This window comes from Streptomyces sp. NPDC058157 (assembly GCF_042884105.1).
GTDB lineage: Bacteria > Actinomycetota > Actinomycetes > Streptomycetales > Streptomycetaceae > Streptomyces.
On record NZ_JBHVUQ010000092.1, the window covers coordinates 1 to 19,443 of the forward strand.

Sequence of the window (19,443 nt, forward strand, 5' to 3'; positions counted from 1 at the left end):
CCCCATACCCCATAGTCTGTCTTCTCTTGGGCTCTTAGTTGTTTTTATGTGTAATGGTGGTCTGGCTGTTGTGAAAATGCGCGCGGCACCTCCGCCGTGGGCGCCCCGGCCGGCGACGCCTCGGCCGCGGGCGCCCCGGCCGGCGACGCCTTCGCCCGGAGCGGCTCCCCGTATGCCGCACGGCCGTGGCTGCGGCAGCTCAGCGCCGCGCAGCTGGCGCCGGTCGCGCCGCCGGCCAGCGTGCTCGACGCCTTCCGGTCCGCCGTGGCGCGGGCGCCGGAGCGGGCCGCGCTGGCGTACTTCGACGGACGGATCGGCTACGCCGAGGCGGACGCCCTCTCCGACTCCCTGGCCGGGTACCTCGCGGAGCGCGGGGTCCGGCGGGGCGACCGGGTCGCGGTCATGCTGCAGAACACCCCGCACTTCGTGCTGGCCGTGCTGGCGGCGTGGAAGGCGGGGGCGGTGGTCGTTCCGGTCAACCCGATGTACAAGTCCGCCGAGACCCGGCACGTGCTGGCGGACTCCGGGGCGGTCGCCCTGGTCTGCGAGGGCTCCGCCTGGGAGGCGTACCTGGGGGAGGCCGCCCGGGACACCGGGGTCCGTGCCGTCGTGACGGCCCGCGCCACGGACTTCCAGACCCGCAACGACCCCCGCGCGTTCCCCCGGCCCCCCGTCCCTGGCCCGCCCCCCGTCCCGGCCTTGGCCCCGGCCCCGGTCCCGGCCCCGGCCCTGGTCCCGCCCCCCGTCCCGGCCCCGGGTTCCGCTCCGGCCGCCGCCGACCTGCTCACCGTGGCCCGCCAGGGCCACCCCGCGCCGCCTGATCCACACCTGGGGGCCGGGGACACGGCACTCATCAGCTACACCTCCGGCACCTCCGGCACCCCCAAGGGCGCCATGAACCCGCACGGGGCGATCACCTACAACGCCGTCCGCCAGGTCACCGGGCACCCCGTCCCCGAGGGGGCCGGGTACTTCGTGCTCGCGCCGCTGTTCCACATCACCGGGCTGGTCTGCGAGCTCACCGCCTGCCTGGTCAACGCCGGCACCCTCGTCCTCGCCCACCGCTTCGACGCCGGAGCCGTCCTCGACGCCTTCCTCGAACACCGCCCCGCCTACACCATCGGGCCCGCCACCGCCTTCACCGCCCTGGCCGCGCACCCCGCCGCCACCCGCGAGCACTTCGCCTCCTTCCAGGTGATCTCCTCCGGCGGCGCCCCGCTCCCGCCCGCCCTCGTCGAACGCCTCCGCACCGAGTTCGGGTTCTACCTGCGCAACGGCTACGGCCTCACCGAGTGCACCGCCCCCTGCGCCTCCGTCCCCGCCCACCGCGAGGCCCCCGTCGACCCCGGCAGCGGCACGCTCTCCGTCGGGGTCCCGGGCGCGCAGACCCTCGTCCGGATCCTCGACGAGCACGGCGCCGAGCTCCCGCTCGGGCGGACCGGCGAGATCGCCGTCCGCGGGCCGCAGGTCGTGCCCGGCTACTGGGGACTGCCCGAGGAGACCGCCGCCGCCTTCCCGGACGGTGAACTGCGCACCGGGGACGTCGGGTTCATGGACGCCGACGGCTGGCTCTACGTCGTCGACCGCAAGAAGGACATGATCAGCGCCTCCGGGTTCAAGGTCTGGCCGCGCGAGGTCGAGGACGTCCTCTACACCCACCCCGCCGTGCGGGAGGCGGCCGTGGTCGGCGTCCCCGACGCCTACCGCGGGGAGACCGTCACCGCCTACGTGAGCCTGCGCCCCGGAACCCGTGCCGAGCCGGCCGAACTCGCCGCGTACTGCGCCGAGCGCCTCGCCGCCTACAAGTACCCGCGCCGGGTCGAGATCCTGCCTGTTCTTCCCCAGACCACCAGTGGCAAGATCCTCCGACGAGAACTGCGCGAGCGCGGCTGAAAACAGTCGGACGATCAGGAGAGGGAGGCGAGCGCCATGGCCGCCAGGAACACCGCCGGACCCGGGGACGGCGACCGCGACCACGGACGCGACCAGGACCGCGGCCACGACCGCGAGACCCCGGTGCCGCAGCGCCTGCTGGCCGTCGCCACCAGGTTGTTCGCCGAGCGCGGCTACGACCGCACCTCCGTCCAGGAGATCGTCGAGGCGGCCGGGGTGACCAAGGGCGCGCTCTACCACTACTTCGGATCCAAGGACGACCTGCTGCACGAGGTGTACGCGCGCATGCTGCGCCTCCAGCAGCAGCGGCTCGACGCGGTGGCCGGATCCGGTGCCCCCGTCGAGGAACGGCTGCGGGCCGCGGCGGCCGACGTCGTCGTCACCACGATCGAGAACCTCGACGACGCGATGATCTTCTTCCGGTCGATGCACCAGCTCAGCCCGGAGAAGTACAAGCAGGTCCGGGCCGAACGCCGGCGCTACCACGAGCGGTTCCGCGCGCTGGTCGAGGAGGGCATGGCCGCGGGCGTGTTCGCCACGGCGACCCCCGCCGACCTGGTGGTGGACTACTACTTCGGCTCGGTGCACCACCTCTCCACCTGGTACCGGACCGACGGCCCGCTGACCCCGCACCAGGTGGCCGACCACCTCGCCGACCTGCTCCTGCGCTCCCTGCGCCCCTAGGCACGGCCCGCGCCCTAGACGAGGGCGGGGGTGGGGGCGGGGGCGAGCGCCGGGTAGTCGTTGTAGCCCTCGGCGCCGTGTACGTGCATCAGGAGCTCGGGGCGGAGCTCGTTGAGCGGGCCGCCCGTGCGCAGCCGTTCCACGAGGTCGGGGTTGGCGATGAAGCCCCGCCCGAGGGCCACCAGGTCGGCGCCCCGGGCCAGCAGCCGCTCGGCCGCCGCCGCGCCCGCGTCGGCGGCGACCTCCTCGCGGGTGAGCTTCGGGTTGGCGATCAGCGTGCCCGGCCACGCCCCGCGCACCAGTGCGAAGCCGGGGCGCTCCTGGTCGGCGTGCTCCAGGTGCAGGTAGACCGGCGCCAGTTCCGCGAGGGCCGCCAGGAGCGCCGGGTAGAGCTCCTCGGCGTCGGGCTCCAGCACGCCGTTGACCTCCACTCCGGGTGAGATCCGTACGCCGACCCGCTCCGGGCCGACGGCCTCGGCGACGGCCCGGACCACCTCGACGGCGAACCGGATCCGCCCCTGGACGGAGGCGCCCCACGCGTCGGTGCGGAGGTTGGTGTTCGGTGCGAGGAACTGGTGCAGCAGCAGGCCGTTCGCCGCGTGCACCTCCACCCCTTCGAAGCCGGCGGCGACGGCGTTGCGGGCGGCGTCCGCGAAGTCGGCGATGGTGGAGCGGATGTCCTCCTCGGTCATCGCCCGGGGGGTGACGGGCTCCTGGAACCCGCTGGGGGTGTGCAGGGGCTCCGGGAGCGGGACCGCCGACGGGGCCAGCGGGACGTGGCCGCTGGTGTCGGGGTGGCCGATCCGGCCGCCGTGCTGGAGCTGGAGGAACATCCGTCCGCCGGCCGCCCGCACCGCGTCGGTGACCCTCCGCCACCCGGCCGTCTGGGCGGCGGTGTGGATGCCGGGGATGTGCGGATAGGTCTGGCCGACGGCGTTCGGCGTGGTGGCCTCCGCGATGATCAGGCCGGCCGAGGCGCGCTGCGCGTAGTGGGTCGCCATCAGCTCCCCGGGCACCCCGTCGCCGCCGGCGCGGTTGCGGGTCAGCGGGGCCATCACCAGGCGGTTGGGGAGGTCGAGGGGGCCCAGGCGGGCGGGGGAGAAGAGGAGGGATCCGGCGGCGGGGGTCTGTCGTGTCTGCGTCATGCGGGTACCGTAGAACCTGACACCAGTGTCAGGTTCAAGGGCTTCGAGGCCGGATGAGGTGACCATGCGGATCGGTGAACTGGCGGCGCGCACCGGGGTGAGCGAGCGCTCGCTGCGCTATTACGAGCAGCAGGGACTGCTGGCGTCCGACCGGACGCCCGGCGGCCACCGCGACTACCCCGAGCGGGCCGTGGACCGGGTGATCCGGATCCAGGAGCTCTACGCGGCCGGACTGCACAGCTCCAAGATCGTACAGATCCTGCCCTGCATGCGGGACGAGGACGGCGGCCCGTCGGTACGCGCCACCCCCGCCCTGGTGGCCGAACTGGTCACCGAACGGGACCGGATCGACCGGATGATCGGCGACCTCGTCCGCTCCCGCGAGGTGCTGGACGAGGTCATCGAGACGGCCTCCGGCCGGGACGCCGCCGTGACGGCTCAGCGGTAGCGCTTCAGCTCGCGGTGGGCCAGGGAGCGCTGGTGGACCTCGTCCGGGCCGTCCGCCAGCCGCAGCGTCCGCGCCGCCGCCCAGAGTTCGGCCAGCGGGAAGTCCTGGCTGACCCCGCCCGCGCCGTGCAGCTGCACCGCCTGGTCCAGGATCCCCACGACCGCACGCGGGGTGGCGATCTTGATGGCCTGGATCTCGGTGTGCGCGCCCCGGTTGCCGACCGTGTCCATCAGCCAGGCCGTCTTCAGCACCAGCAGCCGCAACTGCTCGATGGTGACCCGGGCGTCCGCGATCCAGTTCTGCACGACGCCCTGCGCGGCCAGTTCCTTCCCGAAGGCGCTGCGGCCCACCGCGCGCCGGCACATCAGCTCGACGGCCCGCTCCGCCATGCCGATCAGCCGCATGCAGTGGTGGATCCGGCCCGGGCCGAGGCGTGCCTGGGCGATGGCGAAGCCGGCACCCTCCTCGCCGACCAGGTTCTCCGCCGGCACCCGGGCCCCGTCGAAGACCACCTCGGCGTGCCCGCCGTGGTCGTGGTCCGCGTACCCGTACACGGTCATCGCCCGGCGCACCTCCACGCCCGGGGTGTCGCGCGGGACCAGCACCATCGACTGCTGGCGGCGCGGATCGGCGCCGTCCGGGTCGGTCTTGCCCATCACGATGAAGACCTTGCAGTCGGGGTTCATCGCCCCGGAGATGTACCACTTGCGGCCGGTGACCACGTACGCGTCGCCGTCCCGCTCGATCCGGGTCTCGATGTTCGTCGCGTCCGAGGAGGCCACCTCGGGCTCGGTCATCGCGAAGGCGGAGCGGATCTCCCCGGCCAGCAGCGGCTCCAGCCACTGCTTCTTCTGCCGCTCGCTGCCGAACTGGGCCAGCAGCTCCATGTTCCCGGTGTCCGGGGCCGCGCAGTTCGTCGCCATCGGGGCCAGGTGCGGGCTGCGGCCGGTGATCTCGGCGAGCGGGGCGTACTGGAGGTTGGTCAGCCCGGCCCCGTACTCCTCGTCGGGCAAGAAGAGGTTCCACAGGCCGCGGCGGCGCGCCTCGGTCTTCAGTTCACCGAAGACGGCCGGGGTGTCCCAGGGCGAGGCCAGCCGCGCGCGCTGCTCGGCGGCGAGGGCTTCCGCCGGGTAGACGTACTCCTCCATGAACGCGAGCAGCCGCCCGCGGAGTTCCTCGGTCCGGGTGTCGAATGCGAAGTCCATCTGGGCGGCTCCTCAGCCTTCCTGGAGGGTGGTCAGACCGTGTGCGATGAAGACCGGGACCAGCTCGCCGATCCGGTCGAAGCCCGCGCCGACCGTCTGCCCGAGCGTGTAGCGGTAGTGGATGCCCTCGAGGATCACCGCGAGCTTGAACCAGGCGAAGGCCGTGTACCAGGCGATCGCCCCGGTGTCCCGGCCCGAACGGGCGGCGTACCGCTCGACCAGCTCGGCGGGCGCCGGATGGCCCGGCGCCCGGCTCGTCGTGCTGACGGGGGAGTCCGCCAGCCCCAGGTCCGAGCTGTACATCACCAGCAGCCCGAGGTCCGTCAGCGGATCGCCCAGCGTCGACATCTCCCAGTCCAGCACCGCCCGGATCGTGTCGTCCGGCCCGCCGATCAGCACGTTGTCCAGCCGGAAGTCCCCGTGCACCACGGCCGGGGCGGGGGAGGCGGGCAGGGCCCGGCCCAGGGCCGCGTGCAGTTCGTCGATCCCGGCCAGCTCCCGGCCCCGCGAGGCCGCGAGCTGCTTGCCCCAGCGGCGCAGCTGCCGGTCCAGGAACCCCTCGGGCCGGCCGAAGTCGCCCAGGCCCACCGCCTGCGGGTCCACCGCGTGCAGGTCGACGAGGGTGTCCACCAGCCCCAGCACCGCCCGCCGGGTGCGCTCCGGGCCGATCTCCGCGAGCTGCTCCGCCGTCCGGTACGGCACCCCGTCCACGTGCTCCATCACGTAGAACGGCGCCCCCAGCACCTCCTCGTCCTCGCACAGCAGCAGCGGCTCCGGCACCGGTACGGCCGTCCCGTGCAGGGCGGCGATCACCCGGTGCTCGCGCCGCATGTCGTGCGCCGTGGCCAGGACGTGCCCCAGCGGCGGGCGGCGCACCACCCAGCGCGAGGAGCCGTCGGTGACCGCGTACGTGAGGTTCGACCGGCCCCCCTCGATCAGCCGGCCGGTCAGCGGTCCGGCCACGAGCCCGGGCAGCGCGGCGTCCAGCCGGTCGCGCAGCCGCTCCAGATCGAGGCCTCGGGGGTCGGCTGGGGTCATGTGCGCGCCTCCGTACGAAGTCGGGTCGACGACGGGTGTCCCGAGTCATCATGCCGACCAGTCGGTATGCCGTCCAGGGGGTGGGCCGAAAGAAGACCTTCCGGCCCGCCCGCCTCGCCGTCAGTGCCTCACGCGTGGCACAGGATCGGCGTGCCGCCGTTCATCACCGTCATGTCCCGCAGCACGGCCATGATGTCCAGCGGGGCCCCCTCCGGCTCCCCGGCCAGCTCCGCGTAGGCCCGGTGCAGGTTCGCCACCAGCCGCTCGCTCTCCCGCCAGGCCGCGAACTCCCCGAGGTCCGCCCCGCGCGCGGTCTCCAGCGGGGTCAGCCCCTTGTCCCGGCCCTCCCGGGCCAGCTCCGCCACGTACCGCAGGTAGCGCTCGGTGGACTCGTACGCCGACGGGTCGGTCAGCGGCCCGTGCCCGGGTACGACGGTCTCCGCGTCCAGCGAGCGCAGCAGCTCCAGCGCCCGCAGCGAACCGGCCAGCGAGCCCATCGCCAGGAAGGGCGTGCCCCCGGCGAACACGAGGTCGCCGGTGAACAGCACCCGCTGCGCCGGCAGCCACACCACCGAGTCGCCGGTGGTGTGCGCGACCCCCGGGTGCAGGACGCGCACCTCGGTGTCCCCGGCGTGCAGGGTCAGCCGGTCGCCGTAGGTGAGGTCGGGCGCGGTGATCTCTATCGCGCCGAAGTCGGTCGCCGGCCAGATCAGCTCCAGCTGGTGCCCGGCGGCCAGCTGCTCGGTCCGCGCGTTGTCGTGGCCGACGATCACGGCCGGCGCGAAGACGGTGTTGCCGTAGGTGTGGTCGCCGTGGTGGTGGGTGTTGACCACGGTCCGCGGCAGCGCGGACCCGGCCGCCAGGACCGCCTCGCGCAGGGCCAGCGCCCGCCGCTCGGTGGCGGCGGTGTCGACCAGCACGGTCCGTCCGCCGTCGGAGATCCAGCCGGCGTTGTTCAGGCACCAGCCGCCGTCCGGCTGGACATAGGCGTACACCCCTGCCGCGGGCTGGACGACGTACGGCTTCTCGACGGTCATGGGCGCTCTCCCCGGGTCGCTGTGACAGGCGGTCAGCATCCTGTCAGCCGGACCCGGGCCGGCGGAGGGCGGGGTTCGGACCGGTTCGGGACGGGACGGGTCAGACGATCACGGTCATCGCGAACACCGCCAGCGCCACCGCGCACGCCGCCGCCCCCGCCGCCGCCCGGTGCGTCAGCCCCGCCGGCCGGGCGGCCGCGAGCTGCCGGATCCGCCGGTGCGCCACCCACAGGAACGCCACCCACACCAGCGCGATCACGGCGGCCCCGCCCACCTCCACCGGCGAACCGGTCCCGTGCAGCGCCTGCCGCAGCGCGAGCACCGCGGTGACCGAGCACGCCAGGGTGGTGCGCCGCCACGCCAGCCGGGTCCGCTCGGGCTGCAGCCCGGCGTCCCGGGCGGCCGTCCCCGGACGCGTCACGGCCGGCCCGTCCAGCCCATCAGCACGACCACCACCATCACCACCGCGACCAGCCCGACCCCCAGGCTCAGCAGCACCGGGAACGGCGACAGCGGCAGGTCCTCGCCCCGCCGCATCGCCCGCTCGCACCGCACCCAGTGGTGCACGGCCCGCAGCGCGCAGGCCGCCCCCACCGCCAGCAGGGCGAGCGCCATCCCCACCCGCACCCCCCAGCGCAGGTCCGGCAGGAACTGGTCCACCGCGAACCCGCCGCCCACCAGCGCCAGCGCGGTCCGGATCCAGGCCAGGAAGGTCCGCTCGTTGGCCAGGGAGAAGCGGTAGTCCGGGGTCTCGCCCTCGCCGCTCAGCCGCTGCGGGGCGAACCAGAGGCGCACGTCCTTGCCGAAGTCGATCACCTGTCCAATTTACGTCCCCCGCAGGCCCGGGGCGCGGGCGGCCGGGCCGTCCCCCCGGAACGCCCGCAGCCGCCGGTACGCCTCCAGGCCGTCCGGCACCCAGGGCCACTCCCCGCCGGCCGCCCGCCGCTCCAGCTCCGCCGGCTCCAGCCAGGCGTGCCAGTCCACCTCGGACTCCTGCGGGGCGACGGGCAGCGCGCACCGCACCTCGTGCACGTACGACCACCAGGAGCCGCCCGGACCCTCGTAGAGGAACTTGAACAGCGGCACCGGCTGCTCCAGCCCGCTCACCCCCAGCTCCTCCTCCGCCTCCCGCAGCGCCGCCCCCGGGTAGTCCTCCCCGGCGCCCAGCACCCCGCCCACGAACATGTCGTAGTGCGCGGGGAACACCAGCTTCGAAGCGGTCCTGCGGTGCACGAAGACCCGCCCGAGCTCGTCCCTGACCTGCACGAACACACACCGGTGGAGCAGCCCCCGGGCATACACCTCACCCCGCCGCGCCCGCCCCGTGACCCGGTCGTCGCGGTCCACCACGTCCAGCACCTCATCCGCAGCACTCACCCGTCCATCCAACCACCGCTGTTGACGGGTTACCGCTCCGTAGCAAAGGATCTGCCCCACCACCGACCGGAGGACGGGCAGACGCATGAGCTACGACGCTGACGTGATCGTGATCGGAGCGGGCCTCGCGGGCCTCGTGGCCACCGCCGAGCTCGTCGACGCGGGCCGGAAGGTGATCCTCCTCGACCAGGAGCCCGAGCAGTCGATCGGCGGGCAGGCGCACTGGTCCTTCGGCGGGCTGTTCTTCGTCGACTCGCCCGAGCAGCGCCGGATGCGGATCCGGGACGGCCGCGCCCTCGCCCTCCAGGACTGGCTGGGAACCGCCGGCTTCGACCGGGAGGAGGACGCCTGGCCGCGCCGCTGGGCCGAGGCGTACGTGGACTTCGCCGCCGGCGAGAAGCGGCCCTGGCTGCACGCCCAGGGCGTCCGCTTCTTCCCCGTCGTCGGCTGGGCCGAGCGGGGTGGCTACGACGCCAACGGACACGGCAACTCCGTCCCCCGCTTCCACATCACCTGGGGCACCGGCCCCGGCCTGGTGGAGCCCTTCGAACGCCGGGTCCGCGCCGGGGTGGCCCGGGGCCTGGTGAAGCTGCGGTTCCGCCACCGCGTCACCGGCCTCGCCTCCACCGCCGGCGCCGTGGACACCGTCACCGGGGAGGTCCTCGCCCCCTCCGACGCCGTACGGGGCGCCGCGAGCAGCCGCGAGAGCACCGGGTCCTTCAGCCTGCGCGCCCAGGCGGTGATCGTCACCAGCGGCGGCATCGGCGGCAACCACGACCTGGTCCGCGCCCAGTGGCCGGCCCGCCTCGGCACCCCGCCCGCCCGCCTGCTCTCCGGGGTCCCCGCGCACGTGGACGGCCTGATGCTCGGCATCACGGAGAAGGCCGGGGCCAGCCACATCAACAAGGACCGGATGTGGCACTACACCGAGGGCATCGAGAACTGGGACCCGATCTGGGCCCGCCACGGCATCCGCATCCTGCCCGGCCCCTCCTCCCTGTGGCTGGACGCCACCGGCCGGCGCCTGCCCGTCCCCCTCTTCCCCGGCTTCGACACCCTCGGCACCCTCGACCACATCATGCGCACCGGGCACGACCACACCTGGTTCGTGCTCAACCAGCGCATCATCGGCAAGGAATTCGGCCTCTCCGGCTCCGAGCAGAACCCCGACCTGACGGGCCGCTCCGTCCGCGAGGTGCTGGTCCGCGCCCGGCAGGCCGTACCCGGGCCGGTCAAGGCCTTCATGGACCGGGGCGCCGACTTCGTCGTCGAACGGGACCTGTCCGCGCTGGTCCGACGGATGAACGAGGTCACCGGCGAGGACCTGCTCGACGAGGCCACCGTCCGGCGGGAGGTCACCGCCCGCGACCGGGAGATCGCCAACCCCTTCACCAAGGACCTCCAGGTGACGGCCATCCACGGGGCCCGCAGATACCTCGGCGACCGGCTGATCCGCACCGCCGCCCCGCACCGGATCCTGGACCCCGAGGCCGGCCCGCTGATCGCCGTCCGCCTCTCGATCCTGACCCGCAAGTCCCTGGGCGGCCTGGAGACCGACCTCTCCTCCCGCGTCCTGACCCCCTCGGGCGAGCCGCTGCCCGGCGTGTACGCGGCCGGCGAGGCGGCGGGTTTCGGCGGCGGCGGCGTCCACGGCTACCGCGCCCTGGAGGGCACGTTCCTGGGCGGCTGCCTCTTCTCCGGCCGCGCGGCGGGCCGCGCGGCGGCGACCGCGGTCTCCTAGCCGCCAGTCCCCGCCGCCGGTGGTCGATAGCGCCCCAACCGACCCCCTTCTCCCACCAGTTGATTCCGGCCACCCGCCGGGACCGACCCTTGACGCGGAGTTGTGCGTACCGGTTTGCTGTGAGTGATCAACCGGATTGACCACCGGTGTGATCGAGCCGCGCCCCGGCGCCGCCCACCCGCACCCGAACGGCCCCGCACCCGCATCCCCGTACGTCGTCCAACCGCACCCCCGTACGTCGTCCACCCGCGCCCGCGCTCTGGAGGGAACCCGCGGATGTCCCCGCCGCCGCCCCTCGGCCGCACCCGCAAGCGGGACGCCCAGCTTTTCGACCCGGCGCTCTGCGACACCGAACTCGTCTCCGTACGTGGCCAGTTCACCCAAGGCCGCTGGGCCAGGGCCCGCAGCCTGCTGGTGGCCACCGGCGACGACTGGGACCGCCGGGGCCACCGCGTCACCGTCCTCGCCCAGACCCCCTCGGCCACCGCCTGGGCCCGCGAATGGCTCCTCGCCGAACCCGGCAGCCCCGACGCCGCCACCCTCCTCGCCTGCGCCGCCGTCCACGCCGCCCTGCGCGGCAAGGGCACCCCCCAGGCCGCCGACGAGGCCTGCCGCCGCGCCGCCGCCCTGCTCCCGGCCGACCCCACCCCCTGGCTCGGCCTCCTGATGCTCTCCCGGGCCTTCGGCACCGACGAGGAGTTCAGCCGCCACTTCGACCAGGTCCGGGCCCGCCACCGCGAGCACCACCACGCCCACCACCTCATGGTCGCCCGGCTCGCCGAACGCGACCCGGCCGCCGGACGCGACCCGCTCCACGAGGTCTACGACTTCGCCGCCTGGGCCGCCGAGGAGTCCCCGGCCGACTCCCCGCTCGCCGTGCTCCCCGTCATCGCCCACGCCGAGCGCTACCGCGTCCTCGCCGCCGCCGAGGGCCGGACCGCCCCCGACGCCGCGGCCGAGCACTGGACCGGCCGCCGCGCCCGCCAGGTGCTGCGCTCCGCCTTCGACTGGTGGCTGGAGTGGGAACGCGAGGACCACCCCCGCAACCGCGTCGACCTCAACTTCCTCGCCCACGCCAAGCTCTGCGAAGGCCGCCCCGCCGAAGCCGCCGCCCTCTTCCACCGCATCGGGGGCCACGCCACCCGCGCCCCCTGGTCCTACCCGGACCGCGACCCCACCAAGGCCTTCCTCGCCGCGCGCAGCGCCGCGCTCGGCACCGCCTGACCCCGCCCCCAGCCCACCCGACCCCGAAGGGACCCTGCCATGCCGACGGGCAGATCCACCGTGACGGCCGCCGCCACCGAGGCCGAGATCCGCACCTACAAGGGCCAGGACCGCGCCCTGCGCGCCGGCCGCCTCGGCACCGCCGGACTGCTGCTCTCCGTGCTCGCCGCCAGCGCGCCCCTGATGGTCGTCGCCGGTGTCATGCCCACGATCTTCGGGGTCATGGGCATCGTCGGCCAGCCCCTCCTCTTCGTGATCCTCGGCGTCGTCCTGGCCCTCTTCGGCATCGGCTACGCCGAGATGAGCCGCCACGTCCACAACGCCGGCGCCTTCTACGCCTACATAGCCCGCGGCCTCGGCCCCACCGCCGGCGCCTGCGCCTCCCTCGTCGCCCTCGTCGCGTACAGCGCCATGCAGGTCGGCGTGTACGGCATCCTCGGCTTCGAGATCTCCGGCCTCTTCGCCACCTACCTGGACACGCAGATCGCCTGGTGGATCCCCGCCCTGCTCGCGGTCGCCGCCACCGGCGCCCTCGGCTGGCTGAAGATCGACCTCAACGCCAAGGTGCTCGGGGTCCTGCTGCTCATCGAATGCGCCCTCGTCGTCGTCTTCGACCTCGCCGCCCTCGGCAAGCCCGGCCCCCAGGGCCTGTCCCTGCACACCTTCGACCCCGCCACCCTCGGCGGCGCCGGCCTCGGCACCGCCCTGTGCTTCTGCATCGCCGCCTTCGTGGGCTTCGAGCAGTCCCCGGTCTACGCCGAGGAGACCAGCAAGCCGCACATCGTCGTCTCCCGCGTGATGTTCCTCGCCGTCGGCTTCGTCGCCCTCTTCTTCGCCCTCAGCGCCTGGGCCCTCAGCGTGGCCACCGGGCCCGCACAGATCACCAAGGCGGCCGCCGACGCCGGCCCCGCCCTCCTCTTCGACCTCACCCGCAGCCGCCTCGGCGCCGGCTTCACCGACGTCCTGCACGTGCTCTTCGTCACCGGCATGTTCGCCGCCATGCTCAGCTTCCACAACGTCGTCGCCCGCTACGCCTTCGCCATGGGCCGCGAAGGCCTGCTCCCCGCCCGCTTCGGCCGCACCAACCCCGGCACCGGCGCCCCCGCCACCGGCTCCCTGCTCCAGACCGTGGTCGCCGCCCTCGTCGTCCTCGCCTTCGCCGTCACCGACACCTCCCCGGCGGGCGACCCCACCGCCCCCGTCCTGCACCTGTTCACCTGGATGGGCAGTGTCGGAGCCCTCGGAGTGACCGCCCTGATGGCCGCGTCCTCCTTCGCCGTCATCGCCTTCTTCGTCCGCCGGGGCGCCGCCGGGGCCCAGGTCTGGCGGCTCGTCGCGGCGGGCCTCGCCGGCGTGGCCCTGGTCGTCATCGCCGTCTACACCGTCAAGGACTTCACGCTCCTGGTCGCCGCCGAGGAGGGCTCCGCGCTCAGCTGGGCACTGCCCGGGATCATCGGCGCGGCCGCGCTGGCCGGACTGGTCCACGGGCTGGTCCTCAAGGCCCGCCGCCCCGAGGCGCACGCCCGGATCGGCCTGGGCAACGAGGCCTTCCGGCTCGACCAGGCCGCCGAGGCCGGACCGGGCTCCTGAGACCCCGCAGCCCTCGTATCCGCACCCCCCGGAAGCCTCCGGCGACCCTTTCCAAGGTGGCCGGAGGCTTCTGCGCACAGTGGCCGATTTTGGCGGGGGGCGGACGCTCATGGTCTATTGGGGCGACAAAATCACCGGAACGCGGCACGGGGGACACCACCCAGCTCCCCCGCACGCGCCTTCCGGCCTGCCTGTCCCACCCACGAAGGCGAAGTCGTATATGAGTGACCGCACCTTGACCGAGGCCCCCGCCGAGGCGTCCTCCCGCCATGTCGACGCCGGTGACGAGGGCTACAGCAAGGACCTCAAGTCCCGCCACATCAACATGATCGCCATCGGCGGGGCGATAGGCACCGGCCTGTTCCTGGGCGCCGGCGGCCGCCTCGCCGGCGCCGGACCCTCCCTGGCCATCGCCTACGCGGTGTGCGGCGTCTTCGCCTTCTTCGTGGTCCGGGCCCTCGGCGAGCTCGTCCTCTACCGCCCCTCCTCCGGAGCCTTCGTCTCCTACGCGCGCGAGTTCATGGGGGAGAAGGGCGCCTACACGGCCGGCTGGCTCTACTTCCTGAACTGGTCCACCACCACCGTGGCCGACATCACGGCCGCGGCGACCTACGCCCACTTCTGGTCGATGTTCACCGACATCCCGCAGTGGGTGCTCGCCTTCATCGCCCTGGCCGTGGTCCTCACCGCGAACCTGATCTCGGTGAAGTACTTCGGCGAGATGGAGTTCTGGTTCTCGCTGGTCAAGGTCGCCGCCCTCGCGATCTTCCTGATCGTCGGCATCTACCTGGTCGCCACCAGCCACGACATCGACGGCAGCACCCCGGGCCTGGCCAACATCACCGACCACGGCGGCATCTTCCCGTCCGGCGTGCTCCCGATGCTCCTGGTCATCCAGGGCGTGGTCTTCGCGTACGCCTCCGTCGAGCTCTGCGGCGTCGCCGCCGGTGAGACCGAGAACCCCGAGAAGATCATGCCGAAGGCCATCAACTCGATCATGTGGCGCGTGGGCCTGTTCTACGTCGGCTCCGTGGTCCTGCTCGCGCTGCTGCTCCCGTACACGGAGTACTCGGCCGACCAGAGCCCCTTCGTCACGGTCTTCGACAAGCTGGGCATCCCCGGCGCGGCCGGCATCATGAACCTGGTCGTCCTGACGGCCGCCCTCTCCAGCCTGAACTCCGGCCTCTACTCCACCGGCCGGATCCTGCGCTCGATGGCCATGTCCGGCTCGGCCCCGAAGTTCACCGGCGTCATGAACAAGGGCAAGGTCCCCTACGGCGGCGTCCTCTTCACCGCCGCCTTCGGCGTCGCCGGCGTCGGCCTGAACTACTGGATGCCCGGCGAGGCCTTCGAGATCGTCCTCAACCTCGCCTCCATCGGCATCCTCGGCACCTGGGCCATGGTCATGATCTGCTCGCTGTTCTTCTGGCGCCGCGCGCAGAACGGCCTCGTCGAGCGCCCCGGGTACAAGCTGCCCTGGGCCCCGTACACGCAGATCGTCACCCTGGTCTTCCTGGTGGCCGTGCTCGTGCTGATGTGGTGCGACGGCGGCGTCGGCCGCACCACCGTGATGATCCTCCCGGGCATCGCCGCGGCCCTGGTCGGCGGCTGGTTCCTGGTCCGCCGCCGGGTGAACGAGATCGCCGCCTCGCGCGACTGACGACCCCCACGGGCCTCCAGGGCCCCCGGGAAGGGCTTTCCGGCCCGCCCGGGGGCCCTTCGCCGCTCCAGGGCCCGTACGGCGGCGGGGCGGAGGAAAACGAAGAAGGACCCCGCCGGAGCGGGGTCCTTCTTCAGTGTGTGTCCGAGGGGGGACTTGAACCCCCACGCCCGATAAAGGGCACTAGCACCTCAAGCTAGCGCGTCTGCCATTCCGCCACCCGGACGGGGTGTGTGTCGTTCCGGCCTCGGCGGCCGTGGCGACAGGTGAAACATTACCAAACATTCCGGGGGTGTCCTCGCCACCCCCGACCGGCGGGAACACCGGCCGCACGACGAAGAAGGACCCCGCCGGAGCGGGGTCCTTCTCATCTTGTGTCCGAGGGGGGACTTGAACCCCCACGCCCGATAAAGGGCACTAGCACCTCAAGCTAGCGCGTCTGCCATTCCGCCACCCGGACCGGGTGTGTGCGGCCCGACCTCGCGGCCGTTCCGACGTGGAAAACATTACCAAACAGTCCGGGGTCCTCGATCACCCCCCCTCTGGCCGGCGGACCGCCCTTGGGGAGAGCCGCCGGGGGCGCGAGGATGGGAGCCAGCCGGTACGTGATCCGTACGTGACCCTTGGGAGGAACAGCGTGAGCGCAGAGGCCGCGGGCAAGACCGTCTCGGGCCAGGACGAGGTCGTCGACCTCTGCCGGGACCTCATCCGGATCGACACCAGCAACTACGGGGACCACTCGGGCCCCGGCGAGCGCAAGGCGGCCGAGTGGGTCGCCGAGAAGCTCGCCGAGGTCGGGCTGGAGCCGCAGATCTTCGAATCGCACAAGGGGCGCGCCTCGACCGTCGCCCGGATCGAGGGCGAGGACCCCTCGCGGCCGGCCCTGCTGATCCACGGGCACACCGACGTCGTCCCGGCGAACGCCGCCGACTGGACCTACGACCCGTTCTCGGGCGAGATCGCCGACGGCTGCGTGTGGGGCCGCGGCGCGGTCGACATGAAGGACATGGACGCGATGACGCTGGCCGTCGTGCGCGACCGCATGCGCAGCGGGCGCAAGCCTCCCCGCGACATCGTGCTGGCCTTCCTCGCGGACGAGGAGGCGGGCGGCACGTACGGCGCCCGGCACCTCGTGGACAAGCACCCCGGGCTGTTCGAGGGGGTCACCGAGGCGATCGGCGAGGTCGGCGGCTTCTCCTTCACCGTGAACGAGAACCTCCGCCTCTACCTGGTGGAGACCGCCCAGAAGGGCATGCACTGGATGCGGCTGACGGTGGAGGGCACCGCCGGCCACGGCTCCATGACCAACACCGACAACGCCATCACGGAGCTGTGCGAGGCCGTCGGGCGCCTCGGCCGCCACACCTGGCCGGTCCGCGTCACGAAGACCGTTCGACACTTCCTCGACGAACTCTCGGACGCCCTCGGAACCCCGCTCGACCCCGACGACATGGACGCCACCCTCGCCAAGCTCGGCGGGATCGCCAAGATGGTCGGCGCGACCCTGCGCAACTCGGCCGCACCGACCATGCTCGGCGCCGGCTACAAGGTCAACGTCATCCCCGGCCAGGCCACGGCCCACGTGGACGGGCGCTTCCTGCCGGGCTACGAGGACGAGTTCTTCGCCGACCTCGACCGGATCCTCGGCCCGCGCGTGAAGCGGGAGGACGTGCACGCCGACAAGGCGCTGGAGACGGACTTCGACGGGAAGCTCGTCGACGCCATGCAGGGCGCCCTCCGGGCCGAGGACCCCATCGCGCGCGCCGTGCCGTACATGCTCTCGGGCGGCACCGACGCCAAGTCCTTCGACGACCTCGGCATCCGCTGCTTCGGCTTCGCGCCGCTCCAGCTGCCGCCGGAGCTGGACTTCGCGGGCATGTTCCACGGTGTGGACGAGCGGGTCCCGGTCGAGGGCCTGAAGTTCGGCGTACGGGTGCTCGACCGTTTCATCGACAACGCCTAACGCCGGGGATTCGGGAAGGTGTGCGGATTCCACTGAGAAGAGTGAATGCGCTCATACGCTCGTAGCCCCGGTGATCCCTCCTCGTTACAGGTGGTGCGGTCCGCGGCTGGGACCGCATTGCCTACTAGGAGGAACAATGCTCAAGAAGGTTGTCGCCGCTGCGGCTGCCACCGGTGGTCTGGTTCTCGCGGGTGCGGGCATGGCTGCCGCCGACGCCGGTGCCCAGGGTGCGGCCATCGGCTCCCCCGGTGTCCTGTCCGGCAACGTCGTGCAGGTTCCGGTCCACATCCCGGTCAACGTCTGCGGCAACACCGTCAGCGTGATCGGCCTGCTGAACCCGGCCTTCGGCAACACCTGCGTCAACGCCTGACGCTTCTGAAGTTCTGGCCCCGGAGCGCAATCCAGCGCTCCGGGGCCGCCGGGCATTCCGGCCCGGAACCAGATCATGCCGGCGTGGCAGGCGGGGGAGCCCGTAGAGCCTGTGCGCCGCGCGAACGCACTCACCAGGGGACGAGTACAGATGCGACGACCGGTTCAGGTCACGAGGGTCACGCGGGTCACGAGGAAGACGCTGGTCACGATGGCGGCGGCGGGAGGTGTCCTCGCGCTCGGCGGCGGTTACGCCCAGGCGGACTCCGGCGCCTCCGGGCACGCCGCGAACTCCCCGGGCCTGCTGTCCGGGAACAACGTGCAGGCACCGGTGGACGTACCGGTCAACGCCTGCGGCAACACCGTGACGGTGGTGGGGGGTCTGAACCCGGCCTTCGGGAACCGCTGCGCCAACACCTCGCACGGACCGCAGCACCCGGGCCACCCCGGCAACCCGGGCACCCCGGGGCACCCCGGCAACCCGGGTGGCGGCGATGACGACTGCGACGAGGACCACCCGGGCCACCCCGGCGGGGAGCACCCCGGAAACCCGGGCAACCCCGGAAACCCGGGCAACCCCGGAAACCCCGGTACGCCGGGCGGCAATCCGGGCACCCCGGGCGGTCACACCCCGGGCGGCGGCACCCCCGGCACCCCGGGCGGCCAGACGCCCGGCACCCCCGGCACCGGTACCCCCGGGACCCCGGGCGGCCAGACCCCGGGCGGCGGGCAGCAGAACCCCGGTACCCCGGGCGGCCACACCCCCGGTACCCCCGGCACGGGTACGCCCGGCACCGGCACCCCCGGTACCCCCGGCATCGGCTCCGGTACGGGCGGCGGCACCACCCCGGCCGGCCACTCCGCGCCGGCACCGGCACCGGGCGGCGGGCTCGCCGCCACCGGCGCCGGTGACGCCATGACGGCCGGCCTCCCGCTCGCGGGCGGGCTGCTGCTGGCGGGAACCGTGCTCTACCGGCGCGCCCGCAACTCCGCCTGACGGTCCGCCACCACGACGCGGGCCCCGCTCCGGCGGGGTCCGCGTCGCCGCGTGTCCGGCACTCTCCGGCTCACCAGGTGGCTCTGACCTGGCGGATGATCCGGCGGCGCAGCCGCGCGCGGCGGCTGCCGTCCCGGTAGAGGGTCATGCGGTCGAGCTCCCAATGCCCGTATTCCGCATGATCGGTCAGCAGGCGGGTGGCCTCCTTGCGGGGCGTCCCGCGGGGCACGTACACGTCGACGAATTCGTATTCCGGCATCGGATCTATTGTGCGGGCACCGGCCCGCTACGGATAGCGTCTGCACTATGTCTGATGCCGCTCTGCCCACTGTTGCCGAGGTACGCGCCGCCGCCGAGGCGGTCAAGGCCGCTCTCGACCGTCACCTCGCCGCGGTCGAGAGCAGGATCGGGGACGAGGACCCGGCCGTCTACGCCGCGTTCAACGAACTCGCCGCCGCTGCCGAGGAGTACGACGAACTCCTCTACGACCGCTACGACGAGGTCACCCCCTTCGAGATCCCGACGCCCGAGACCGGGGCCCGCTACACCGGCCCCGCCGAACCCGCCGCGTTCAGCGTGCTGATCCGCCGCGACTACGCCGTCGTCGAACCGGCCCGGCTGATCGCCCAGGCCGAACGCGTCGCCGCGCACGACCGCGACGCCGAACTCATCGACGACGGAGGCACGGGCGGAGCGCTCGGCGTGCTCTTCGGGGAGTACGAGCCCGACGAGATCGCCTCCCGCTCGAAGGACTTCGGCTTGGAGGAAGGCGACTCCACCCTCTGGGTCGCCGCGCTGGAGGAGGTCGCGGAACCGGGGGACTGGCTGGGGTCGCCCTTCGGGCAGACCGATCCGCAGGACGTCCTGCACCGGTTCGACGTGAGTTCCGTCTTCGACGAGGACGCGGAGTACTTCGAGGACGACGCCGACGACGCCGACGACGCCGACGACGCCGACGACAGCCCCGCCGCGCCCTCCGGACCGATCCCGGCCTGAGCGCGGACCGTGCCGCCGCCGTCCCGCGGGGACGGGGGCGGCACGGGGCCGTCCGACACCGACACCGACACCGGCT

Annotated in this window: 19 protein-coding genes and 2 tRNA genes; 11 read left to right on the top strand and 10 right to left on the bottom strand. The window is 73.2% G+C overall.

Features of this window, described 5'->3' with window-relative positions:
- The first annotated feature begins 96 nt into the window (after positions 1 to 96).
- Together ACFVXK_RS22350 and ACFVXK_RS22355 are read left to right on the top strand one after the other, a co-directional pair.
- A complete protein-coding gene (locus ACFVXK_RS22350; protein ID WP_389614257.1) occupies positions 97 to 1,893 on the top strand; it encodes a class I adenylate-forming enzyme family protein in 1,797 nt (598 codons plus the stop codon).
- A 36-nt stretch (positions 1,894 to 1,929) separates the two neighbouring features.
- Positions 1,930 to 2,577: a TetR/AcrR family transcriptional regulator gene (locus ACFVXK_RS22355; RefSeq protein ID WP_389614259.1), complete on the top strand. Its 648-nt coding sequence runs from the start codon at positions 1,930 to 1,932 to the stop codon at positions 2,575 to 2,577.
- A gap of 14 nt (positions 2,578 to 2,591) precedes the next feature.
- Here the strand turns inward: ACFVXK_RS22355 and ACFVXK_RS22360 are convergent, their stop codons facing one another.
- Complete coding sequence (locus ACFVXK_RS22360; RefSeq protein ID WP_389614261.1) at positions 2,592 to 3,722, bottom strand: alkene reductase; 1,131 nt, start codon at positions 3,720 to 3,722, stop codon at positions 2,592 to 2,594.
- Between the two features lie 64 nt (positions 3,723 to 3,786).
- Here ACFVXK_RS22360 and ACFVXK_RS22365 point away from each other — a divergent pair, with 64 nt between their 5' ends.
- On the top strand, positions 3,787 to 4,170 hold the full coding sequence (locus ACFVXK_RS22365) for a MerR family transcriptional regulator (RefSeq protein ID WP_389614263.1): 384 nt from the start codon (positions 3,787 to 3,789) through the stop codon (positions 4,168 to 4,170).
- Here the strand turns inward: ACFVXK_RS22365 and ACFVXK_RS22370 are convergent.
- From ACFVXK_RS22370 to ACFVXK_RS22395, 6 genes are all read right to left on the bottom strand, one after another.
- Positions 4,161 to 5,375, bottom strand: coding sequence for an acyl-CoA dehydrogenase family protein (locus tag ACFVXK_RS22370; protein ID WP_389614265.1), 1,215 nt, complete (start codon positions 5,373 to 5,375; stop codon positions 4,161 to 4,163). The two genes, ACFVXK_RS22365 and ACFVXK_RS22370, sit on opposite strands and share 10 nt — an antisense overlap.
- Before the next feature lie 12 nt (positions 5,376 to 5,387).
- Complete coding sequence (locus ACFVXK_RS22375) at positions 5,388 to 6,413, bottom strand: phosphotransferase family protein (protein ID WP_389614267.1); 1,026 nt, start codon at positions 6,411 to 6,413, stop codon at positions 5,388 to 5,390.
- Positions 6,414 to 6,541: 128 nt separating this feature from the next.
- Positions 6,542 to 7,450: an MBL fold metallo-hydrolase gene (locus ACFVXK_RS22380; RefSeq protein ID WP_389614269.1), complete on the bottom strand. Its 909-nt coding sequence runs from the start codon at positions 7,448 to 7,450 to the stop codon at positions 6,542 to 6,544.
- Between the two features lie 100 nt (positions 7,451 to 7,550).
- Positions 7,551 to 7,871 (bottom strand): DUF202 domain-containing protein, encoded by a 321-nt coding sequence (locus ACFVXK_RS22385; RefSeq protein WP_389614271.1) that lies wholly within the window; start codon positions 7,869 to 7,871, stop codon positions 7,551 to 7,553.
- Positions 7,868 to 8,266 (bottom strand): YidH family protein, encoded by a 399-nt coding sequence (locus ACFVXK_RS22390; protein ID WP_389614273.1) that lies wholly within the window; start codon positions 8,264 to 8,266, stop codon positions 7,868 to 7,870. The genes ACFVXK_RS22385 and ACFVXK_RS22390 overlap by 4 nt, the downstream gene beginning before the upstream one ends.
- A 9-nt stretch (positions 8,267 to 8,275) precedes the next feature.
- Positions 8,276 to 8,827, bottom strand: a complete 552-nt coding sequence (locus ACFVXK_RS22395; protein WP_389614274.1) for an NUDIX hydrolase — start codon at positions 8,825 to 8,827, stop codon at positions 8,276 to 8,278.
- Positions 8,828 to 8,912: 85 nt separating this feature from the next.
- Here ACFVXK_RS22395 and ACFVXK_RS22400 point away from each other — a divergent pair, with 85 nt between their 5' ends.
- The 4 genes from ACFVXK_RS22400 (at position 8,913) to ACFVXK_RS22415 (ending at position 15,042) form a co-directional block, all read left to right on the top strand.
- Positions 8,913 to 10,568 (top strand): FAD-binding dehydrogenase, encoded by a 1,656-nt coding sequence (locus ACFVXK_RS22400; RefSeq protein WP_389614276.1) that lies wholly within the window; start codon positions 8,913 to 8,915, stop codon positions 10,566 to 10,568.
- A gap of 276 nt (positions 10,569 to 10,844) precedes the next feature.
- The gene (locus ACFVXK_RS22405; RefSeq protein WP_389614278.1) at positions 10,845 to 11,792 is read left to right on the top strand and encodes a hypothetical protein; all 948 of its coding nucleotides are present in this window, start codon (positions 10,845 to 10,847) and stop codon (positions 11,790 to 11,792) included.
- A gap of 39 nt (positions 11,793 to 11,831) precedes the next feature.
- On the top strand, positions 11,832 to 13,382 hold the full coding sequence (locus tag ACFVXK_RS22410; RefSeq protein WP_389614280.1) for an APC family permease: 1,551 nt from the start codon (positions 11,832 to 11,834) through the stop codon (positions 13,380 to 13,382).
- Positions 13,383 to 13,602: 220 nt separating this feature from the next.
- The gene (locus tag ACFVXK_RS22415; protein ID WP_389614282.1) at positions 13,603 to 15,042 is read left to right on the top strand and encodes an amino acid permease; all 1,440 of its coding nucleotides are present in this window, start codon (positions 13,603 to 13,605) and stop codon (positions 15,040 to 15,042) included.
- A 141-nt stretch (positions 15,043 to 15,183) separates the two neighbouring features.
- On the opposite strand, the gene ACFVXK_RS22420 is transcribed toward ACFVXK_RS22415, so the two are convergent.
- Both ACFVXK_RS22420 and ACFVXK_RS22425 read right to left on the bottom strand, forming a co-directional pair.
- Positions 15,184 to 15,268: transfer RNA gene (locus tag ACFVXK_RS22420), tRNA-Leu, on the bottom strand.
- Positions 15,269 to 15,417: 149 nt separating this feature from the next.
- Positions 15,418 to 15,502, bottom strand: a tRNA-Leu gene (locus ACFVXK_RS22425).
- Positions 15,503 to 15,679: 177 nt separating this feature from the next.
- Here ACFVXK_RS22425 and ACFVXK_RS22430 point away from each other — a divergent pair.
- The 3 genes from ACFVXK_RS22430 to ACFVXK_RS22440 all read left to right on the top strand — a co-directional run bounded on the left by ACFVXK_RS22430 (position 15,680) and on the right by ACFVXK_RS22440 (position 18,371).
- Positions 15,680 to 17,005, top strand: coding sequence for a M20/M25/M40 family metallo-hydrolase (locus ACFVXK_RS22430; RefSeq protein WP_389614284.1), 1,326 nt, complete (start codon positions 15,680 to 15,682; stop codon positions 17,003 to 17,005).
- A 136-nt stretch (positions 17,006 to 17,141) separates the two neighbouring features.
- Positions 17,142 to 17,375 carry a chaplin ChpH gene (gene chpH, locus ACFVXK_RS22435; RefSeq protein ID WP_389614286.1) on the top strand — a complete coding sequence of 78 codons (234 nt, stop codon included), beginning with the start codon at positions 17,142 to 17,144 and terminating at the stop codon, positions 17,373 to 17,375.
- A gap of 150 nt (positions 17,376 to 17,525) precedes the next feature.
- Positions 17,526 to 18,371 carry a chaplin gene (locus ACFVXK_RS22440; RefSeq protein ID WP_389614288.1) on the top strand — a complete coding sequence of 282 codons (846 nt, stop codon included), beginning with the start codon at positions 17,526 to 17,528 and terminating at the stop codon, positions 18,369 to 18,371.
- 70 nt (positions 18,372 to 18,441) lie between these two features.
- On the opposite strand, the gene ACFVXK_RS22445 is transcribed toward ACFVXK_RS22440, so the two are convergent.
- Positions 18,442 to 18,630, bottom strand: a complete 189-nt coding sequence (locus ACFVXK_RS22445; protein ID WP_079425334.1) for a DUF5703 family protein — start codon at positions 18,628 to 18,630, stop codon at positions 18,442 to 18,444.
- Positions 18,631 to 18,677: 47 nt separating this feature from the next.
- Here ACFVXK_RS22445 and ACFVXK_RS22450 point away from each other — a divergent pair, with 47 nt between their 5' ends.
- Positions 18,678 to 19,367, top strand: coding sequence for a hypothetical protein (locus ACFVXK_RS22450; protein ID WP_389614290.1), 690 nt, complete (start codon positions 18,678 to 18,680; stop codon positions 19,365 to 19,367).
- Positions 19,368 to 19,443: the final 76 nt, after the last annotated feature.